Genomic DNA, 18,800 nt, shown 5'->3' with positions numbered 1-18,800 from the left:
GGCCGGTACGGCGGCGGTGGCGGGACCGCGGCCGGTGGCGGCGCGGCCGGACTGCCGCCCGGGGCGACGTAGCGGGCGGAGGCGCTGTTCGCGGCGAGCCCACCCAGCGGGGCGACCGGCCAGTCAGGAGATCGCACGGAGTCCATCAATCACTCGCAGGATGATGTCGGGGTCAAGGGCGTCCTCGACGTCCCCGACGTGCACGTCGAGGTGGCCGGCGGCCCGCAGGTCGCCGACCAGGACGCGGGTCACGCCGAACTGCATCCGCGTCCGGGCGGAGATCTCCGCGACCGAGATCGGCTGGGCGCAGAGCGCGATGATCGCCTGCAACTCCGGGGCGAGCCGGGCGGCCGGGACGGCGGTCCCGCCCCGCGCGGTCACCTGGGTCTCCAGGCCGATCGCCGGATCCGCGCCGGCGACCCGTCCGGCGGTGAGCACGAACGGGCGCGGCCCGGCCGGGCGGGCGGCCTCCGGGTCGGCGGTCGCCGACTCGTCCTCGGCGGACGGTGCCGGCGACCGCAGGTAGGGCCGGATCCGGACCAGCGGTTCCGGGTCCGGATCCTCGCCGCCGGCCAGCGGGGTCATTGCTGAACGGCGTTCTTCAGCTCGGCGATCAGTCTCGGGGTCAGCGCGCCGCCGGCCCGCCCGGCGAAGAGCGTCATCTCGTACGCCACGGTGCCGAGGTTGGCCGACCGGTCGGCGACCACGCCGAGCACCGAGCCGCTGCTGATCGCGCTGATCAGCAGGTACCCGTCGGCCATGTCGACGATCACCCGGTTCAGTCCGCCGAGGGCGTACCAGCTCGCCGCCCCGCCGGCCAGGCTGGTCATGCCGGAGACCACGGCGGCGAGGCGTTCGGCGTTGGACCGGTCCTTGATCGCCGACATGGCCATCAGCAGCCCGTCCGACGAGACGGCGATCGCCTCCATCACCCCGGCGGTGCTGGAGGTGAACGAGTCCAGCAACCAGTTGAAGGTGCGGGCCTCCGGGCTGAGCTCGGCGCCGGTCGTCCGGTCGACGTTGTCGTGCAGGTAGGGGCTGGTCACCGTGATGATCCCTCTTGGTCGTGGCGGTGGTCGGTACTGACTTCACGCAGAGCACGGGCGACGCCCGCCTCGAACTCCGTGACGCGGTCGCGGACCTCGGTCGGGTCCTGCGGTTCGGCGATGACCGGGGCCGCCTGGGGCGGGGTGACGGCCAGGTTCGCCCCGGGCACCCGCCGGCTCAGCCGGGGCCGGCCCATGGTCGCGCCGAGGCCGCCGGTCGGGCCCGGCCGGCTCTGCTCGGCCCGGCGTACCCCGGACTCGACCTGCTCGACCAGCGCCCGCGCGGCCTCCGGATCGGCGAAGGTGGCGTTCACCGGGCCGGTCGCCGGACCGGCCGGCGGCAGGCTCGCCCCCGGTACCCGCTGCCGGATCGTCGGCGTCCCCGCGGGCGCTCCCGGGGCCACCGGCGGCCAGGCCGGCGGCGCGGACGCCGCCGGGACGGTCGGCGCGGCGCCCGGTGGCGCTGAGGTCGGCGGTGTGGCGACCGGCGGTACGAGGGTCGGCGGTGTGGCGACCGGCGGCACGAGGGCGGTCGGCCCGCCGGCGGCCGGGGTGTCCGTCCCGGTCGTCGCCGGCGCACCGGTCCGTTGCCGTCGCGGCAGTCCACCCTGTGTGGTCGCCGGCTCCCCGGCCTCCTCGACCGGCCGGCTGATCTCCAGGAAGGCGGTCGCCCCGGCGGGCGACGCCTCGGCGCCCGCCCCGAAGGCGTCCCAGGACTGGGCGGACTCGATGCTCCGGGTGGCCCGGCTCAGCAGGGCGGAGTCGAAGCCGGGCGTCGCGTCGGCGTGGCCGGGTGCCGAGGTCAGCGCGCGAGCCGACCGGACCGCGTCGATCGCGCCGGCCGTCCGCCGGTCCCGGGCCGGTACGGCGGCCTGCGCCACGGTGACGCCCACCCGGTCGGCCCGGCGGACGACCAGCAGCGGGTTCGGCACCCCCAGCCGGGCGGTCACGCCGCCCCCGGCGGTCGGGGCGAGCTGCACCGACCACCCGTGCCGGCGGGCCAGCCGGCCGACCACGAAGAGCCCGAGCACCTCGGTCGGGGCCAGGTCCAGCCGTTCCCGGCGGGTCAGTCGGGCGTTCTCCTCGGCCAGCCGCTCGTCGGTCATGCCGATGCCGTGGTCCACGACGGAGAGCAGAGCGCCTGTCGCGGTCAGCTCGCCGGTCACCACCACCCGGGTGTGCGGGGGCGAGAAGACGGTGGCGTTCTCCATCAGCTCGGCCAGCGCCAGCACCAGGTCGCCGACGGTGGCGGGCGCGGCCGACACCCCGGGCGGCACCTGGACGTCCACCCGGGTGTAGTCCTCGATCTCGCCGAGCGCCAGCCGTACCACGTCGGCCAGCGGCACCGGGGCGACGTGCCCGTCGCTGCCGGCGGAGCCGGAGAGCACCACCAGGCTGCCCGCGTTGCGGCGCAGGCGGCTGGAGATGTGGTCCAGCCGGTACAGGTGCTCCAGCCGGGCCGGGTCGGTCTCCTGCCGCTCCAGCCGGTCGATCAGCGCGATCTGGCGGCCGACCAGGTTCTGGGTACGCCGTCCGACGTGGCCGAACATCTGCGCCACGTTGCGCCGGCCGGCGACCTGCCGTTCGACCAGCCGGGCGGCGGTGCTCTGCACCCGTTCGAAGGCCCGGGCCAGGTCGCCGATCTCGTCGCGGGCGTGGATGTCGACCGGGTCGAGGCGTACCGGTGGGGCGGATTCGGACTCGTCGTCGGCGACGCGGACCAGCTCCGCCTCGGCAACCCGGGCGACCCGGTCGGCGGAGCGGGTGAGCCGGGTCAGCGGCCTCGCCACCGTACGGGCCACGGCCACGCTGAGCAGCACGACGGTGAGCAGGACCAGGACGGCCGCGCCGCCGACCAGCCAGGCGGTGGTGAGCGCCCGCCGCTGGTCGGCCGTGGCCTCCGCGATGACGTCGGCGGCGATCTTCTTCTCCATCAGCTGCCCGAGGGTGATCATCGAGCGGACCGAGGGGAAGAGCGCGTCCAGCGGCACGTCCTTGATCGCCGCGACCGGGTCCTTGACGCTGTCGACGAGGAAGGTCGGTGAGGTCCGGGCGGCCACCGCGGCGTCGTCCAGCATGGCGAGCTTGTACTGCTCGGCGGTGATCAGGCTGCGGAAGCGCAGGTTGTCCACCTGGAGCGCGGCCATGCAGGCGATGTACGCGGCGGAGACCCTCGGGTCCGAGGTCGCCTTGACCAGCACGATCAGGGTGGCGCACGCGCCCAGCCCCTCGTCGGCCCGCAGCAGCCCGTCCAGGGCGAGCACCTGGCGGCCGGCGGGGGTGTTGGTGTCCACCCGGAACGCCAGCCGCAGCGACTCGATCAGGGCCATGTCGATCGGGCCGAAGACCTCCATCACCTGCGCCGGGGTGGCCGTGCGGGCGAGCACCAGGGAGCGCAGGTCGGTGAGCTTGCGTACGCCGTCCAGGGCGGCGACGGTCTCCGCGGAGAGCTGGTCGCCCAGGTCGGCGCGGATGTCGGCGACCCGGTCGTCCACCGCCGCCGACTTCTGGACCAGTTCGGTGCGCTGCACCCGGCCGAGCAGCAGGCCGACCGACAGGATGCGCTCCTGCTGGAGGTCCTGCACGAGGCTGCCGACCCGGTTGGCCAGGCGTACGGTGTCGGCGATCTCGCCGGCCCGCTGCGCGGCGGCGACCCGGTCGAGCACCACCGGCACGGCCAGCCCGACCATGCTCAGCAGCGGGATGATCACCAGCAGGGCCAGCTTGCCCCGGATCCGGAGCCTAGCGAGCATCGAAGGGCCCCCAGCGGTCGGTTCCGCCGTCCCGGCCGGTGCCGGCGGGCTGGAGCAGCCGGTGGTCCTCGGGGCTGATCCGGGCGCCCGTTGCGCCGGTCGCGGTCGGGACGCCCCGGTCGGCCGGCGGCTGCCAGCCGGAACCCGGCTCGGTCGGCTCGTCGGCGTCCGCGTCGGCGGCGCGGCGGGCCTCGGTGGCGCGCCATCGGGCCCGGCGGAACGCGGCGAGCAGCACGCCGATCAGGATCACCACGAGCAGCACCGCCACGGCGACGGCGCCCACGGCCAGCCAGCGGTCCCGGTCGTACCCGTCGATCCGGTCGGCGAGCTGCCCGTCGAGCTGGTCGAGGATGACCGGCTGGAGCAGCCGCGCCGCGGACTGCGCGTTGGCCCGGGCGGCGGCGACCTGGGCCGGGTCGGCCAGGCCGGTCCTCGACCGGGCGTCCGGCGCGGAGTAGGCGGCGAGCGCCTCGACGGCCCGCTGGTAGGTGTCCAGCGGGGTGAGCACGTTGGGGCCGAGGTCGGTGCGCTCCGAGTTGTCCACCGCCGCCCGCAGGTCGGCGACCAGGTCGGCGGCGGAGCCGAGCGCGACGACCCGCACCTCGGCCAGTTCGCCCTGGGTGCGGGCGCGGGTGTCGGCGGGGCGGCGGGCGGCGAGCGCGGAGAGGTCGGCGAGGCGGCCGGCGGCGACCACCGCGGTCGGCAGGTCGCGCCCGATGCCGTCCTGGAGGAAGAACGAGTCCGGCTCGGGGTCGCGGACCAGTCCGGAACTCTCCCGTACCTTCCGGTACAGCGCCAGCAGCAGGTCGGTGACCTCCCCGTACGCGGCGTACGCGGCCTCGGGGTCGGTGAGCGACTTCTCGGGCAGCGCCTCCAGCTTGGCGCGCAGCCCGGCCCAGCGTTCGTGGCTGCGCAGTTCGTCGCCGATGCGCACGTCGACCTGGGTTGCGTTCTCGACCGCGCGGTCCAGGGCGTCGCGCGAGGCGGGCCGGCCGGCCACGGCGGCGGACTGGGCGTCCACCAGCGCCTCGGTCACCGGGGCGAGCGCGCGCAGGTACTCGACGCCGAGCCGCTCGCGGACGGCGAGGTCCCGGTCGTCGCCGGTGAGGCGGTAGGTCTGGACGAAGAGGAACGCCACCGGGGCCAGCAGCGCCACGACGAGCAGCAGCGGCAGGACGCGGCCCGAGGCGGAGGGGCGTCGACGGACCCGCTGCGCGGGGACGGTCATGGGTCTGTCTCCTCCGGCGACGGCGGGGGATCTGTCCGGGTGCCGGGGGTCGCCGAAGGAGTCCCGTACACCGGACCGGAAAACTAACCGACGGGGCTGCACCAGAGACGGTTGCGAATCAGTCAGTTTTGCGTCACTACGAGCGATGTCACCTGACGTTGGTCCGATCGACACGCAAAGTGCCGCTGAGGGTGTCGACCTGGCCGAATCCGAGGTGATTTCGGATGAAGATCGGAATTCACGTAATCCGAAGCCGTCCCGCCGGTGTCGCTCTGGACGGGAGGCGGTCGACCGGATCCGGGCTCCGATCGGACGAACCGGACGGACGTACGGAGGATCCCAGCCAACGCTCAGGAACCGGGCCGTACCTTTGCCGCATGAGATCACCGCTGTCGGCCGTACGGCGCAGCCGCCTCCTGGCCAGCCGACGCCGGATCGTGGCCGCGTCGGTGGTCGCCGTGCTGCTGGCCGCGGCCGTCCTCTGGGCGGCCCGACCCGACGGGCCCGCCTTCCGGACCGAGTCCGCCCTGGTCACCGTCCGTTCCGGGCCGAGCGGCGAGGAGCCGGTCGAGCTGGACACCACGCTCTGGCTGCCCGAGGACGCCTCGGCCGACCGGAAGGTGCCGGCGGTGCTCCTGGCCCACGGCTTCGGCGGCACGAAGGACTCCGTCCGCGCCGACGCCGAGGACCTGGTCGGACGCGGCTACGCCGTGCTGACCTGGACGGCGCGCGGCTTCGGCCGCAGCGGCGGCGAGATCCACCTGGACCACCCCGACTACGAGGTCCGCGACGCCCAACGGCTGCTGGACCGGCTCGCCGCGCGGCCGGAGATCCGTACCGACGCCGCCGGTGACCCCCGGGTCGGTGTGGTCGGCGGCTCGTACGGCGGCGGCCTGGCCCTGCTGCTGGCCGCCCAGGACCGGCGGGTCGACGCGATCGTCCCCATGATCACCTGGAACGACCTGTCCCGCGCCTTCCTCCCGGAGAACACCGGCAAACCGGCCACCGAGGGCGTGTTCAAGAAGGGCTGGGCCGGCATCTTCTTCGGTGGCGGCGGCAACGCCGGCTCCGGCCCGGCCGGGATCTCCGGCAACTCGGCCGCCGTGCCCGAGGGCGCGCCCGCCTCGGCCGGCCCGCCCAGCCCGGGGCCGGGCGCGGGGCCGGGCACCGGTCCGTCCCGGGCGCCCGCCGGGGCCGCCGACCCGTCCTGCGGCCGGTTCGCCGCCGACGTCTGCGCCACGTACCTGAGGATCGCCACCACCGGACGGGCGGACCAGGCCGCGGTGGACCTGCTGCGCCGCTCCTCCCCGGCCGGCGTGCTCGACCGGATCGACGCGCCCACCCTGCTGGTGCAGGGCGAGGCGGACACCCTCTTCCCGCTGGCCGAGGCCGACGCCAACGCGCGCGGCATCGCCGCCGCCGGCACCCCGGTACGGGTCGCCTGGTTCACCGGCGGGCACGACGGTGGCGAGGGGCCGAAGACCGACTCCGACCGGGTGAAGTTCCTGACCGCGCAGTGGCTCGACCACTACGTCGCCGGTGACGGCCCGGCCCCGGGCGACGACTTCACCTTCTCCCGCATCGCCGGCTTCGACGCGCTCGACCGGGGACTGGTGGCCACCGGCTACCGGATCACCGACTACCCGGGGCTGACCGGGCAGGCCCGGCGCGAGGTGGCGGTGCGCGGGCCGGCCCAGCCGGTCGCCAACCCGCCGGCCGGCAACCCGGCGGCGATCTCCTCGGTGCCGTTCGCCGGGGCGCTCGGCTCGCTGCTCGACGGGGTGGCCGGGGACATCCCCGGTCAGCACGCCCGCTTCGAGTCCGCGCCGCTGACCGAGGCGGTGGACGTGGTCGGCTCGCCCACCGTCTCCCTCCGGGCGGCGTCACCGACCGGGGAGGCGGTGCTCTTCGTCAAGCTCTACGACGTCGACCCGAGCGGCGCGACCACGCTCCCCTCCGGGCTGGTCGCCCCGGTCCGGCTCACCGGCCTGCCGACCACCGTCGACGCGGCGCAGCCGGTCCAGGTCACCCTGCCGGCGATCGTCCGCCGGATCGAGGCCGGACACCGGCTGCGGGTCGTCGTCGCCACCTCCGACCAGGCGTACGCCACGCCGGTGGAGCCGACCGTGCACACGGTCGCCGTGGGCGACGCCCCGTTGACCCTGCCGACGGTCGACGCCGCCCCGATCCCCACCACCGCCACCGTGTGGCGTTGGGTGCTGGTCGGGCTGCTCGCGGCCATCGCGGTCGGGCTCGCCGCGGTCGTCGCCGTCGCCCGCCGCCGGCGCCGCCGCCAGGACAGCTCCGTGCACCCGCAGTACGCGGGCGTCCCGCTCGCCGTGCGGGACCTGCGCAAGGAGTACGCCGACGGCTTCGTCGCGGTCTCCCGGGTCGACTTCGAGGTGCACCCCGGCCAGGTGGTCGGCCTGCTCGGGCCGAACGGCGCCGGCAAGACCACCACCCTGCGGGTGTTGATGGGGCTGACCCAGCCCACCGCCGGCGAGATCTACGTGTTCGGGCACCGGCTGGTGCCCGGCTCGCCGGTGCTGTCGCGGATCGGCGCGCTGGTCGAGGGGCCCGGCTTCCTGCCTCACCTGTCCGGCCTGGAGAACCTGAAGGCGTACTGGCGGGCGACCGGGCGGCCCTGGGCGGACGCGCACTTCGACGAGGCGCTGGAGATCGCCGGCCTGGGCGCGTCGGTGCACCGGCGGACGAAGAACTACAGCCACGGCATGCGGCAGCGGCTGGCCATCGCGCAGGCCATGCTCGGCCTGCCGGAGCTGCTGGTGCTCGACGAGCCGACGGACGGGCTGGACCCGCCGCAGATCGCCGAGATGCGCCGGGTGCTCCAGCGGTACGCCACCGACGGTCGGGCGGTGCTGGTCTCCAGCCACCTGTTGGCCGAGGTGGAGCAGACCTGCACCCACGCGGTGGTGGTCAACAAGGGCCGGATCGTGGCCTCCGGCCCGGTCGGGGAGATCGTCGGCGAGTCGCCGAGCGTGCTGTTCGAGGTGACCGACCCGGTCGCCGCCCGCGCCGTGCTGGACGGGCTGGACGGGGTCCGGGTGCTCGCCGCCGGTGACGGCGGGGACGTGCCGCCGGACGGCGGTGGCGGTGGCCTGGTGGTGGACACCAACGGCACCGCCCGCAGCGAGGTGGTGGCCGAACTGGTCCGGGCCGGGATCGGGGTGGACCGGGTGGTGCCTCGGCGTCGCCTGGAGGACGCGTTCCTCGCCCTGGTGGGCGAGAACTCTCGGGGAAGCGGGGACCGGTGATGGCTCAGTCGTCTTCCGTGGGGGAGGTCGGGCCGGGCGGGGCGGCGGCCGGGTACCGGCCCTCGGCCACCCTGCCGTTCGCGGCGGAGTTCCGCCGGCAGGCGTCGCGGCGGCGTACCCAGTTGGCGCTCGGGTTCATGGTGCTGCTGCCGCTGATCATCCTGATCGCGTTCCAGTTCGACTCGGGCGACGACGACCGCGACGGTCGGGGCGAGTTCGCCAGCCTGGCCGACCTGGCCACCTCGGGCGGGCTGAACTTCACCCTCTTCTCGATCCTGGTCTCGGCGTCCTTCCTGCTGGTCGTGGTGGTGGCGCTGTTCTGCGGGGACACGGTGGCCAGCGAGGCGAGCTGGGGCAGCCTGCGCTACCTGCTGGCGGTGCCGGTGCCCCGGGCCCGGCTGCTCACGGTGAAGCTGCTGGTCGCGCTCGCGTACTCGGCGCTGGCCCTGCTGCTGCTCGCCGGCACCGCCCTGCTCGCCGGCACCCTCCGGTACGGCTGGGAGCCGCTGCGCAGCCAGGTCGCCGCCGAGTTGGCCCCGACCGACGGGGTGCTGCGGCTGCTGGCGGTGCTCGGCTACCTGGCGGTCGTCCTGCTGGTGGTGGCCGGGCTGGCGTTCCTGCTGTCGGTGACCACGGACGCCGCGCTCGGCGCGGTCGGCGGCGCGGTGCTGCTCTGGATCCTCTCCAGCATCTTGGACCAGATCACCGCGCTCGGTGCGCTGCGCGCCTTCCTGCCGACGCACTACAGCACCGCCTGGCTCGGGCTGCTCTCCACCCCGATGCAGACCGACGACGTGGTCCGGGGCGCGATCTCGGCGATCAGCTACGCGACGATCTTCTGGGGGCTGGCGTTCTGGCGCTTCACCCGCAAGGACGTCACCTCGTAGCCGGGCTCGCCGGGTCGGCGGAATGGCGGTGTCGGTGTCGGTCGGACACCGCCGTTCCGCCGACACGGTGACGGGCAGGTCAATCCGGCGCGCACCCGTTGTCGGGGTTCAGAGTCGGCTGTCGGGCGGTGGGGTGGCCTCGGCCGGTGCGCGGGTGGGCGGGACGCTCGGTGAGGAATCTTCCCGCCTGCTCCAGGCGCTGACCCCGAGCCGGTTGGTGTTGCCCAGGTCGATCGAGCTTCGCAGGTCCACCGGGACCGCCGGGCGGTCCGCCACCGGGGCGACCTCCAGGAACCGGCCGTCGACCGCCGGCACCGTGGGGTTGTCGACCAGGTTGCGCCAGATGAGGGCGGCTCCGGCCCGTTCGCCGGGGCGGAGCACGAGCTGCCGGGGCGGGGCGTCGAAGCCGGCGGTGATCCCGCGGGCGCCCTGGACGATCCGGACCTCGATCGGGTCCCCGTCGGCGTCGCGCAGTCGGGGGACCGGCCAGCCCTTGAGCCGGTACGGGGTGCTGCCGCAGTTGACCAGTTCGATGCCCATCGCCCGCAGGCCCATGGCCGCGTTACCGTCGAGCGCGGTGATCCGTACGCCGCCGGGTGGGCAGTGGTCGGGCGGCGGGGCGGCGACGGCGGGCGAACCGGTCGGCGCGGTGGTGGCCGTGTGGGTCAGCGCGGGCGCGGTGGACGGCACGGGGCCGGTTGCGCAGCCGGCGACCAGCGCGACGGCGGCCAGTGTGGACAGCCGGCCCGCTCTCGTCCTCGTCACCGTCGGATCCTGGCACGGCCCGGCCTCTCCGTGGGGGAGGCGTCGCCGGCGTCGATCCCCGGAGACCTTCCCACCAGCAAGGAATTTATTAACTTGGATTCATTTGTGCCTCATCCTGGAGTGACCTGTCCCACTCCTTGGAGGTGTCGATGAATCTCGACCGTCTGAACGGTCCTGCCCTGTCCCTGTTCCGCATGGTCGTGGGCCTGCTGTTCCTCTGCCACGGACTGGCGTCGCTCTTCGGCGTCCTCGGTGGCAACCGCGGCAGCGGCGAGGCCGTACCGGTCGGCCAGTGGCCGGGCTGGTGGGCCGCGCTGATCCAGGTCCTGTGCGGCGCGCTGGTGCTGGCCGGCCTCGCCACCCGACCCGCCGCGCTCGTCGCGTCCGGCTCGATGGCGTACGCCTACTTCGTGGTGCACCAGCCCGAAGGGCTGCTGCCGCTGCGCAACGGCGGGGAGCTCGCCGCGCTCTTCTGCTGGTCGTTCGCCCTGGTCGTGGTGCTCGGCCCGGGTCCGTGGGCGCTCGACGCGCTGATCCGCCGCAGGCGCGGCGAGACCGTGGCGCCCGCGGCCGGGCGGACCTCCGTCCCCGTCTGACCCGACCGCGGCACACGTCGCCGGATGCCGGTCTCCCCCGGGGTCTCCGGCGACGTGCCCCCGACGTCAGGGCGCGTACGGCTGGTCGGTGTGGCTCACCTCGACGAGCTTCGCGCCGGAGAGTTGGTAGACGGAGGTACGCCGGACGTTCAGCTCGGCGAGGCTCCGCCCGGCCGACCGGGTCAACCAGACGACCGTGGCCTTCCGACCGGCCATGCTGATCCGCTCCAGCGGCGTACGGTCACCGAGATCGGCCAGCGCCCGGAACACCGGCTCCCCACCGCCGCCGCGCCAGGCCACCAGGGTGAAGAAGGTGCCGCTGCCCCCGCCGTTGAGGGCGACCGCGCCGACCACGTCGGCCACCCCGTCGCCGTCCAGGTCGCCGACACCGCACGCCTGCTGCAGGGTCACCGTCGTGCCGTCGCGCCCCCGCCAGGTCCCGTCGTCGAGGGTGACCGGCTGCGCAAGGCCCCGGTAGCGGACCGTACGACTGCCGACCTGCGCGTCCTCGAGGTCGTCGCAGCCGAGCCGGACGTCCCTGCGCCGGCTCGCGGTCGGGCCGGGCGTCGCGGCCGGGAGGGTCGCGTCGACGTCCCGGTCCTTCTTCGTGCCCGGTGCGGCGGCCGGCGCCCGGTCGGTGGAGCGGGAGCGTTTCCTCGTGCTGCCACCCGACCCGCAGGCGCTCACGGTCAGCAGGCAGACCATCGCGAGCGCCGCCACCGGCACCAGCTTCCGACGCATCCTCCGACACTCCCCTCCCGCGCGGAGCCCGTACCGTAGTCCCTCCCCGCCACCGTGCGGTGATCGTCGGCCGGCGGTCCCTCCGTTCCGGCCCGGGCGGCCGGTCCGGCTGCCACACTCGCGCTGATGAGCAAGCCTGGGACGCCCCGGAGGGAGCCGGTCCGGACGGTCTCCGCCGGCACCCGGGTGGCCCGGGTCGAGGTCTTCTTCGACCTGATCTTCGTCTACGGCTTCTTCAACCTCTCCCGGTACGTGGCCGAGGACCTGACCGTCCACGGTCTGGTCAAGGGCCTGTTGGTGCTGGCGCTGCTCTGGCTCTGCTGGGTGGCGCACATGCTCGTCGCGCAGCGGATCCGGCTGGGGGAGGGGATCGCCCCGCTGGTGACCTTCGCCGCCATGGGGGCTGCGCTGGCGATCGCCCTGACCATCCCGCACGCCTTCGGCGACCCGCCCGGCGACATCTCCGGACCGGTGCTCTTCCCGATCTGCTACTTCACGCTGCGGTGGCTGCACCTCGGCCTGCACTGGTACGTCGTCCGGAAGGTGCCCGTCGAACGGCGCCAGCTCACCCGCATCGGCGTGGCGGTGTTCGTCTCCACCGGGCTGCTCCTGGTCGCCGCGTTCCTGCCCTGGATCTCCCCGGACCTCGACACCTTCGGCGTCCGCGTCGGGCTGTGGATCCTCGCCGTGCTGGTCGAGTACGGCACCGGGCTGGCGGTCGGACTGGCGGGGTGGCGGCTCGCCGCGCCCGGCCACTTCGCCGAGCGGTTCGAACTGATCGTCATCATCGCCTTCGGCGAGTTGATCATTTCGATCGGCATCGGCAGCGGGGTGCTCGGTCAGCCGATCACCTGGCCGCCGTTCTTCGCCTCGCTGGTGGGACTGGTCGCCATCGCGAGCCTCTGGTGGCTCTACTTCGACAGCCTGGCGTACGCCGCCGAGCTGACGATCCACGCCCTGCCCCGCCGGGAGCGGGTCGCCCTGGCCCGCGACGGCTACATCTACCTGCACCTGCCGATCATCGCCGGCCTGATCCTGCTCGCCGCCGGAGGCGAGGAGATGGTGCGCTTCCTCGGCGTCGCCGAGGCCCACGTCCTCGAGCCGGTGCACGGGCTCGGCGCCACGTTGCTCTATGCCGGGGTCGGGCTGTACCTGCTCGCGCTGATCGCGTTCCAGCTCCGCGCCCTCGGCACGATGGTCTGGACCCGGGTGGTCGGGGTGCTGCTGATCGCCGGGGCCGTACCGCTGGCCGGCCGGCTCCCGGCGGTGGTGGCGCTGGGACTGCTCGCCGTGATCTGCCTGGGGGTGGTCATCGCCGAGATCGTCTTCCTCGCCGACTCCCGACGAGGATTGCAAGAGGCGATCCGGGAGGAGCGCGAGGCGCACGAGGCCCGGGAGACCGAGTGGCGGCGCCGTCGGCGGTGACCGGCGCCGCCGACGGCGTCAGGGGGTGTAGGGCGCGTCGGTGTGGCTGACCTCGACGAGGGTCGTGCCGGAGAGCCGGTAGACCGAGGTGCGCCGGATGTCCAGCTCGGCCATGCCCCGGCCGTCGCTGCGGGTCAGCCAGACGACGGTGGCCCGCTGCCCGGAGACGCTGACCGAGGTCACCGGGTTGCGGTCGCCCAGGTCGACCAGGGCCCGGTAGACCGGCTCGCCGCCGGAGTTGCGCCACACCGCGACCGTCCAGAACTGCCCGGTGCCGCCGGCCCGCAGCCGCACCGTGCCGACCGCGTCCGCCGCCCCGTCGCCGTCCAGGTCGCCGGTGGCGCACGGCCTCTGCAACTCGACGGTCGCCCCGTCCTCGCCGTTCCAGATCCCCTCGGTCAGCGGGATGTGATCGGGATAGCCGTTGTACGGCGTCGCCGCGCTGCCGAGCTGCGCGTCCGCGAGCTGCGCGCAGGTGAGTGGGGGCACGGTGGGCGGCTTCGGCTTCGGCGGCGCGGGTTCGGCGGGGGCGCTGCCGCCGGCCGGCGTTGCGGTGGCGGTGTCCGCGCTCGGCGCGATCGGGGCCGGGGCGGAGGCGCTGGGCGTCGCCGCCGCGGGCGTGACGGTGGTCGACGCGCTGGCCGTCGTACCGGAGTCACCTCCGCACGCGGTGAGCAGGCAGGCCAGGGTGAGGGCCGCGAAGCTCGGCAGGGTCCGGCGCATGGGCGGAGGTTCCTCTCTCGATGATCGGGTGCCCGCACCGTACTGACCCCCCGCCACCGTCCCCCGCGGGCGGGGATCGCGGCGGCCCGCGGGATGGCTCACACCGTGGGAACCCGGGTGGGCGAGCGTCGCGGATCTGCTTAGACTCGGCGGCACAACTACATACCTCATCCAGAGGGGCTGAGGGATACGGCCCGACGACGCCCCGGCAACCACCCGCACGCTCGATGACGAGCCGGCGCGGGCAGGTGCCAATTCCGTCCCCGCCGCAGGGTGCGATGCGGGGAAAGATGAGAGGACCTCTCGACATGACGTCGACGCTTCCCGCCGCCCCCGGTATCGACACCACCGCCGGCCCCGCCCGTGCCCTGGTCTGTCGCGCCTGTTCGGCGCGCTACCCACTCGCCGCCCAGCACGCCTGCTACGAGTGTTTCGGGCCGCTGGAGGTCGACTACGACGCCGCCGCGCTGGCCACCGTCACCCGCGAGCAGATCGAGGCCGGCCCGCAGAACATCTGGCGGTACGCCGCGTTGCTGCCCGCCGGGCAGGACCCGGCCACCCGGGTCACCCTCGACCCGGGGCTGACCCCGCTGGTCGCCGCCCCCAACCTCGCCGCCGAGCTGGGCATCACCGCGCCGCTGTGGGTCAAGGACGACAGCGCCAACCCGACCCACTCGTTCAAGGACCGGGTCGTCTCGGTGGCGCTGACCGCCGCCCGCGCGCTCGGCTTCACCCGGTTCGCCTGCGCCTCGACCGGCAACCTGGCCAACTCGGTCGCCGCCCACGCCGCCCGGGCCGGGGTGCCCTCGGTGGTCTTCATCCCCGGTGACCTGGAGCAGGGCAAGGTCGTCACCACCGCGGTCTACGGCGGCGACCTGGTCGCCATCGACGGCTCGTACGACGACGTGAACCGGCTCTGCGGCGAACTGGTGGAGACCGACGAGTTCGAGGACACCGCGTTCGTCAACGTCAACGTCCGGCCGTACTACGCCGAGGGCTCGAAGACCCTGGGGTACGAGGTGGCCGAGCAGCTCGGCTGGCGCATCCCGGCCCAGGTGGTCATCCCGATGGCCAGCGGCGAGCTGCTCACCAAGATCGACAAGGCGTTCTCCGAGCTGGTCGAGATCGGCCTGGTCGAGGCCCCGGCCGGCGGCTGGAAGGTCTTCGGCGCACAGTCCGCGGGCTGCAACCCGATCGCCACCGCCCTGCACGACGACCGGGACACCATCACCCCGGTCAAGCCGACCGGCATCGCCAAGTCGCTCAACATCGGCGACCCGGCCGCCGGCCTGTACGCGCTGGAGGCGGTGCGCCGCACCGGCGGCTGGATGGAGTACGTCGACGACGAGGAGATCCGCGAGGGGATCCGGCTGCTCGCCCGTACCACCGGGGTCTTCGCCGAGACGGCCGGTGGGGTGACCGTGGCGGTGCTGCGCAAGCTGGTCGAGTCGGGTCGGCTCGACCCGACCGCCGAGACCGTCGTGTTCAACACCGGCGAGGGTCTCAAGACCATCGACGCGGTCGCCGGCCAGGTCGGCCCCACCCACCGCATCAAGCCGTCGCTGCGCGCCGCCCGCGACGCCGGTCTCCTCTCCTGACCCGCACCGCCCGGGCGGTGCGGGTCCCCGGCCGGTGAGCCCCGCCACCCGGGCCACCCGGCCTGCCCCCGTGGCCGGGTCAGTGTGCGTCCGAGCCGCCGCACCGTGTGCGTGATCGACTCCATGTCGGCGACACGGCGCTGTCGGAGCGGCCCGGATACCGCCATGTCGCCGCCATGGCGTGCCGGCACCCCCCGCCGGCACCCGGCACTCCCGGCTGCCAGCCCATCGGGGGAGGGGTGGATCGCCCGGACGGGGGATCGGGTCGATCCGCCGGGTAACTGGCTTTTCGCTGTGAGTGCGGAAAAACCGCCGACCAGGACTTGACGACAGGAACCGGACGGCGCAAGATGCTCCGTGCGGGAGGGCATCCGCCGGAGACTTTTCAAGTTCTTGCGACCCAACGCCGGAGGCGTTGTGCGGACGTCCCTCCCGACCAACGTCCGAAGGGGCCGGCGGAAAATCGCTGGCCCCTTCGCTGCGTCTCGGCCAGGCTCGCCACCATGGGCATCGACGTCGCACCGCTCGACCTCGCCGACCCGGCCGCCGTCGAGGCGGCGTACCGGATCGGCGCCGCCGCCGAGCCGGTGGGCCTGCCGGGCCTTCCGCCGTACTGCCGGCGACGCTTCGAGGCGATGATCCGGCACCCGATGCCGGGCGTCGACATCCGGTGGGTGCTCGCCCGGCTCGACGGCACGCCGGCCGGCTGGCTCCGCCTGGAGCTGCCCCTGCTGGACAACACCGACAACGCCGGCGCCGAGCTGGTGGTGGACCCGGCGTACCGGCGGCGCGGCGTGGGCCGGGCGCTGCACGAGCACGGCCTGCGGCTGCTCCGCGAGGCGGGGCGCAAGCGGGTGGTCGGCTCGACCGTGTCGGCCCTGCCCGGTGGCCCGGCGCGGAATCCGGCCGGGGACGCCTTCGCCGCCGCGCTCGGCGCGCGTCCCGTGCTCGTCGAGGTCCGCCGCCGGCTCGACCTCACCGCGCTCGACCGGGCCGCGCTCGACGCCCTCGCCGCCGACGCCCGGGGGGCGGCCGCCGGCTACCGCACGGTCCGCTGGCGGCAGAGAACCCCCGAGGAGTACGTCGCCGACGTCGCCTACCTGGAGGGCCGGCTGATGACCGACGCGCCCACCGGCGACCTCGAGTGGGAGCAGGAGCAGGTCGACGCGGACCGGATCCGGGGCATGGAGCGGGCGCTCGACGCGCGGGGCACCCGGCGGTACCACCTCGGGGCGGTGCACGAGGCGACCGGGCGGCTGGCCGCCTGGACCCTGGTCAGCCTGACGGCCAGCAGCACCTGGCACGCCTGGCAGCAGATCACCATCGTCGACCCGGACCACCGCGGTCGCCGGCTCGGCCTGCTCACCAAGATCGAGAATCTGGGTCACGTCCTCGCCCACGAGCCGGAACTGCGGGCCGTCGACACCTACAACGCGGCGGAGAACGACCACATGATCCGGATCAACGAGCAGGTCGGCTTCCGTCCGGTGGACGCCTCCACCGAGTGGCAACTGACCCTGTGAGGTCCCGACGCCCCGGCGGTCAGCCCTGCTCCTGGGCGACCTCCAGGTTGACGTAGCGGGGAGTCCCCTTCGCCAGCTTCCGCATCCGCTCGGCGTACGCGCCGGTCTCCGGCCGCCCGCTGTGCGCCATCGCCTGCTCATAGCTGTCGAACTCGGCGACCATGACGAAGTGGCCCGGACGTTCCCGGTCCTCCGCCATCACGAACCGGCTGGGGCCGCCGTTCGGGGCCTCCCGCGCCCACTCCTCGCTGAGTTCGCGCACCTTGTCCCGCTGGTCCGACTCGTACTCGATCACCTGGACGAAGGGCATCGCGGCCACCTCCTGTCGTGCTGTCTCCTGACACCGGTGGCCCGGCTTACCCGGCACCGCACCGGTCATTCCGCCCGGGCGGCGCGGACGGCCCGACTCCAGTGGCCGACGGCGATCTCCAGTTGTGACACGCCCCTACTGATCTGGTGGCCGACTGTTGCATGATGGCGGGCATGACGGAGACCCCGCAGGCCCTGTACGACAGGCACGCCGACACCCTCAACCGGGCGCTGACCGCGATCACGGAGCGGGCGTACTGGTCCGCCTACCCCGAGTCCCCCAGCCCCCGGGTGTACGGCGAGACCGCCGCCGCCGACGGCAAGGCGGCGTTCGAGGCGTACCTCGACGGCGACTTCCCCCTCGACCAGCCCGGCGACGGCGACCGGGTCGCCACCGAGACCAGCCCGTTCGGGCTGGAGCTGAACGTGCGCTACCCGCACGCGGGCGCCGACAGGCTGGTCGCCGCCGCCACCGCCGCCCTGCCGGCCTGGCGCGACGCCGGCCCGCAGGCCCGGGTGGGCGTCTGCCTGGAGATCCTGGCCCGGCTGCACAGGCACATCTTCGAGCTGGCCAACGCGGTGCAGTTCACCAGCGGCCAGGCGTTCGTGATGGCCTTCCAGGCCGGTGGCGCGCACGCGCTGGACCGGGCGCTGGAGGCGATCGCCTACGCGTACGCCGAGATGACCCGGCACCCGGGGACGGCCGGCTGGGAGAAGGCGGCCGGCAAGGGCGACCCGCTGCGGATGACCAAGACGTTCCACGTGGTGCCCCGGGGCGTGGCCCTGGTGATCGGCTGCAACACGTTCCCGACCTGGAACTCGTACCCGGGCCTCTTCGCCTCGCTGGCCACCGGCAACCCGGTCGTGGTCAAGCCGCACCCGCGCGCGGTGCTGCCGCTGGCGGTCACCGTCAGGTACGCCCGTGAGGTGCTCGCCGAGGCCGGCTTCGACCCCAACCTGGTGCTGCTCGCTCCCGAGGCGCCGGGCGAGAAGCTCGCCTCCACGCTGGCCCTGCACCCGGCCGTCCGGATCGTCGACTTCACCGGCTCCACCGAGTACGGCGACTGGCTGGAGGCGAACGCCCGGCAGGCGGCCGTCTACACCGAGAAGGCCGGCCTCAACGCGGTCGTCGTCGACTCAACCGACGACTTCGCCGGCATGTGCCGCAACCTGGGCTTCACGCTCACGCTCTACAGCGGCCAGATGTGCACCACCTCGCAGAACATCCTCATCCCGGCCGGCGGCATCGCCACCGACCAGGGGCACAAGACCTTCGACGAGGTGGCCGCCGGCATCGCCGCCGCGGTCGGCAAGCTCACCGCCGACCCGGCCCGGGGCGTCGAGCTGACCGGCGCGATCGTCAACGACGGGGTGCTGGAGCGCCTCGACGAGGTCACCAAGGTCGGCGAGGCGGTGCTGGAGTCGCGCACCGTCGAGCACCCGTCGCTGCCCGGCGCGGTGGTGCGGACGCCGACCATCGTCAAGCTGGCCGCCGGGGACACCGAGGTCTACGGCAAGGAGTGGTTCGGGCCGATCTCGTTCGTCATCGCCACCGACTCCACCGCGCACAGCCTGGAGATCCTCCGCTCGACGGTGGGGGAGAAGGGCGCGCTGACCGCCGCCGTCTACTCGACCGACCCGTCGGTGCTGGACGCCGCCGAGGCCGCCGCGATCGACGTCGGGGTGCACCTGTCCTGCAACCTGACCGGCGCGGTGTTCGTCAACCAGTCGGCCGCGTTCTCGGACTTCCACGGCAGCGGCGCCAACCCGGCCGCCAACGCCGCCCTGACCGACGGCGCGTACGTGGCGAACCGGTTCCGGGTCGTGCAGTCGCGTCGGCACGTCTGAGTCTGTTTGTCACGGTGGGGGTTTCCGGGGCAGCCCACCCCGCTCCGGGCGGTCAGGCTTGATCCCTGCGCGGGGCGGGCTGC

The 18,800-nt window shown here is 74.2% G+C and carries 15 protein-coding genes and 1 riboswitch; of the genes, 7 read left to right on the top strand and 8 right to left on the bottom strand.

Annotation, left to right across the window (positions count from 1 at the left end; all coding sequences use genetic code 11):
- Positions 1 to 123: 123 nt before the first annotated feature.
- From ACPFP2_RS22045 to ACPFP2_RS22030, 4 genes are read right to left on the bottom strand one after another with little or no spacing between them, the layout of a single operon-like run.
- Positions 124 to 585: a DUF742 domain-containing protein gene (locus ACPFP2_RS22045; protein WP_424091068.1), complete on the bottom strand. Its 462-nt coding sequence runs from the start codon at positions 583 to 585 to the stop codon at positions 124 to 126.
- Positions 582 to 1,046, bottom strand: coding sequence for a roadblock/LC7 domain-containing protein (locus ACPFP2_RS22040; protein ID WP_091299877.1), 465 nt, complete (start codon positions 1,044 to 1,046; stop codon positions 582 to 584). Before ACPFP2_RS22040 ends, ACPFP2_RS22045 begins: the two co-directional genes overlap by 4 nt.
- The gene (locus ACPFP2_RS22035) at positions 1,043 to 3,799 is read right to left on the bottom strand and encodes a nitrate- and nitrite sensing domain-containing protein (RefSeq protein ID WP_424091067.1); all 2,757 of its coding nucleotides are present in this window, start codon (positions 3,797 to 3,799) and stop codon (positions 1,043 to 1,045) included. The genes ACPFP2_RS22040 and ACPFP2_RS22035 overlap by 4 nt, the downstream gene beginning before the upstream one ends.
- A complete protein-coding gene (locus ACPFP2_RS22030) occupies positions 3,789 to 5,027 on the bottom strand; it encodes a hypothetical protein (protein ID WP_424091066.1) in 1,239 nt (412 codons plus the stop codon). Before ACPFP2_RS22030 ends, ACPFP2_RS22035 begins: the two co-directional genes overlap by 11 nt.
- Positions 5,028 to 5,404: 377 nt before the next feature.
- Between ACPFP2_RS22030 and ACPFP2_RS22025 the strand changes: the two genes are divergently transcribed.
- Positions 5,405 to 8,302, top strand: coding sequence for an alpha/beta fold hydrolase (locus ACPFP2_RS22025; RefSeq protein ID WP_424091065.1), 2,898 nt, complete (start codon positions 5,405 to 5,407; stop codon positions 8,300 to 8,302).
- Positions 8,302 to 9,189, top strand: coding sequence for an ABC transporter permease (locus ACPFP2_RS22020; RefSeq protein WP_424091064.1), 888 nt, complete (start codon positions 8,302 to 8,304; stop codon positions 9,187 to 9,189). The genes ACPFP2_RS22025 and ACPFP2_RS22020 overlap by 1 nt, the downstream gene beginning before the upstream one ends.
- A gap of 108 nt (positions 9,190 to 9,297) precedes the next feature.
- Here the strand turns inward: ACPFP2_RS22020 and ACPFP2_RS22015 are convergent, their stop codons facing one another.
- On the bottom strand, positions 9,298 to 9,954 hold the full coding sequence (locus tag ACPFP2_RS22015; protein ID WP_424091063.1) for a DUF4232 domain-containing protein: 657 nt from the start codon (positions 9,952 to 9,954) through the stop codon (positions 9,298 to 9,300).
- Between the two features lie 149 nt (positions 9,955 to 10,103).
- Between ACPFP2_RS22015 and ACPFP2_RS22010 the strand changes: the two genes are divergently transcribed.
- Positions 10,104 to 10,550: a DoxX family protein gene (locus ACPFP2_RS22010; protein WP_424091062.1), complete on the top strand. Its 447-nt coding sequence runs from the start codon at positions 10,104 to 10,106 to the stop codon at positions 10,548 to 10,550.
- A 66-nt stretch (positions 10,551 to 10,616) separates the two neighbouring features.
- Here ACPFP2_RS22010 and ACPFP2_RS22005 read toward each other — a convergent pair whose 3' ends face one another.
- Entirely contained in the window at positions 10,617 to 11,291 is a 675-nt protein-coding gene (locus tag ACPFP2_RS22005; RefSeq protein WP_424091061.1) for a hypothetical protein, read from the bottom strand.
- Between the two features lie 126 nt (positions 11,292 to 11,417).
- Here ACPFP2_RS22005 and ACPFP2_RS22000 point away from each other — a divergent pair, with 126 nt between their 5' ends.
- Positions 11,418 to 12,716, top strand: coding sequence for a low temperature requirement protein A (locus ACPFP2_RS22000; RefSeq protein ID WP_424091060.1), 1,299 nt, complete (start codon positions 11,418 to 11,420; stop codon positions 12,714 to 12,716).
- 18 nt (positions 12,717 to 12,734) lie between these two features.
- Here the strand turns inward: ACPFP2_RS22000 and ACPFP2_RS21995 are convergent, their stop codons facing one another.
- Positions 12,735 to 13,439, bottom strand: coding sequence for a hypothetical protein (locus ACPFP2_RS21995; RefSeq protein WP_424091059.1), 705 nt, complete (start codon positions 13,437 to 13,439; stop codon positions 12,735 to 12,737).
- Between the two features lie 164 nt (positions 13,440 to 13,603).
- Positions 13,604 to 13,736, top strand: a riboswitch (SAM riboswitch).
- A gap of 11 nt (positions 13,737 to 13,747) precedes the next feature.
- Here ACPFP2_RS21995 and thrC point away from each other — a divergent pair.
- Both thrC and ACPFP2_RS21985 read left to right on the top strand, forming a co-directional pair.
- Positions 13,748 to 15,037: a threonine synthase gene (thrC, locus tag ACPFP2_RS21990; protein ID WP_424091058.1), complete on the top strand. Its 1,290-nt coding sequence runs from the start codon at positions 13,748 to 13,750 to the stop codon at positions 15,035 to 15,037.
- 503 nt (positions 15,038 to 15,540) lie between these two features.
- On the top strand, positions 15,541 to 16,560 hold the full coding sequence (locus ACPFP2_RS21985; RefSeq protein ID WP_424091057.1) for an N-acetyltransferase family protein: 1,020 nt from the start codon (positions 15,541 to 15,543) through the stop codon (positions 16,558 to 16,560).
- A 19-nt stretch (positions 16,561 to 16,579) separates the two neighbouring features.
- Here the strand turns inward: ACPFP2_RS21985 and ACPFP2_RS21980 are convergent, their stop codons facing one another.
- On the bottom strand, positions 16,580 to 16,870 hold the full coding sequence (locus ACPFP2_RS21980; protein ID WP_424091056.1) for a hypothetical protein: 291 nt from the start codon (positions 16,868 to 16,870) through the stop codon (positions 16,580 to 16,582).
- A 173-nt stretch (positions 16,871 to 17,043) separates the two neighbouring features.
- Here ACPFP2_RS21980 and paaN point away from each other — a divergent pair, with 173 nt between their 5' ends.
- Positions 17,044 to 18,717, top strand: coding sequence for a phenylacetic acid degradation protein PaaN (paaN, locus tag ACPFP2_RS21975; RefSeq protein ID WP_424091055.1), 1,674 nt, complete (start codon positions 17,044 to 17,046; stop codon positions 18,715 to 18,717).
- Positions 18,718 to 18,800: the final 83 nt, after the last annotated feature.

Source organism: Micromonospora citrea (genome assembly GCF_049629545.1).
Lineage (GTDB): Bacteria > Actinomycetota > Actinomycetes > Mycobacteriales > Micromonosporaceae > Micromonospora > Micromonospora citrea_A.
This window is presented reverse-complemented; position numbering and strand designations above follow the sequence as displayed.

Excerpts from the sequence above, each read along its gene's own strand:
- ACPFP2_RS22045 (WP_424091068.1), bottom strand. The coding sequence starts at position 585 with ATGACCCCGCTGGCCGGCGGCGAGGATCCGGACCCGGAACCGCTGGTC.
- ACPFP2_RS22035 (WP_424091067.1), bottom strand. The coding sequence starts at position 3,799 with ATGCTCGCTAGGCTCCGGATCCGGGGCAAGCTGGCCCTGCTGGTGATC.
- ACPFP2_RS22030 (WP_424091066.1), bottom strand. The coding sequence starts at position 5,027 with ATGACCGTCCCCGCGCAGCGGGTCCGTCGACGCCCCTCCGCCTCGGGC.
- ACPFP2_RS22025 (WP_424091065.1), top strand. The coding sequence starts at position 5,405 with ATGAGATCACCGCTGTCGGCCGTACGGCGCAGCCGCCTCCTGGCCAGC.
- ACPFP2_RS22020 (WP_424091064.1), top strand. The coding sequence starts at position 8,302 with ATGGCTCAGTCGTCTTCCGTGGGGGAGGTCGGGCCGGGCGGGGCGGCG.
- ACPFP2_RS22010 (WP_424091062.1), top strand. The coding sequence starts at position 10,104 with ATGAATCTCGACCGTCTGAACGGTCCTGCCCTGTCCCTGTTCCGCATG.
- ACPFP2_RS22005 (WP_424091061.1), bottom strand. The coding sequence starts at position 11,291 with ATGCGTCGGAAGCTGGTGCCGGTGGCGGCGCTCGCGATGGTCTGCCTG.
- ACPFP2_RS22000 (WP_424091060.1), top strand. The coding sequence starts at position 11,418 with ATGAGCAAGCCTGGGACGCCCCGGAGGGAGCCGGTCCGGACGGTCTCC.
- ACPFP2_RS21995 (WP_424091059.1), bottom strand. The coding sequence starts at position 13,439 with ATGCGCCGGACCCTGCCGAGCTTCGCGGCCCTCACCCTGGCCTGCCTG.
- thrC (WP_424091058.1), top strand. The coding sequence starts at position 13,748 with ATGACGTCGACGCTTCCCGCCGCCCCCGGTATCGACACCACCGCCGGC.
- ACPFP2_RS21985 (WP_424091057.1), top strand. The coding sequence starts at position 15,541 with ATGGGCATCGACGTCGCACCGCTCGACCTCGCCGACCCGGCCGCCGTC.
- ACPFP2_RS21980 (WP_424091056.1), bottom strand. The coding sequence starts at position 16,870 with ATGCCCTTCGTCCAGGTGATCGAGTACGAGTCGGACCAGCGGGACAAG.
- paaN (WP_424091055.1), top strand. The coding sequence starts at position 17,044 with ATGACGGAGACCCCGCAGGCCCTGTACGACAGGCACGCCGACACCCTC.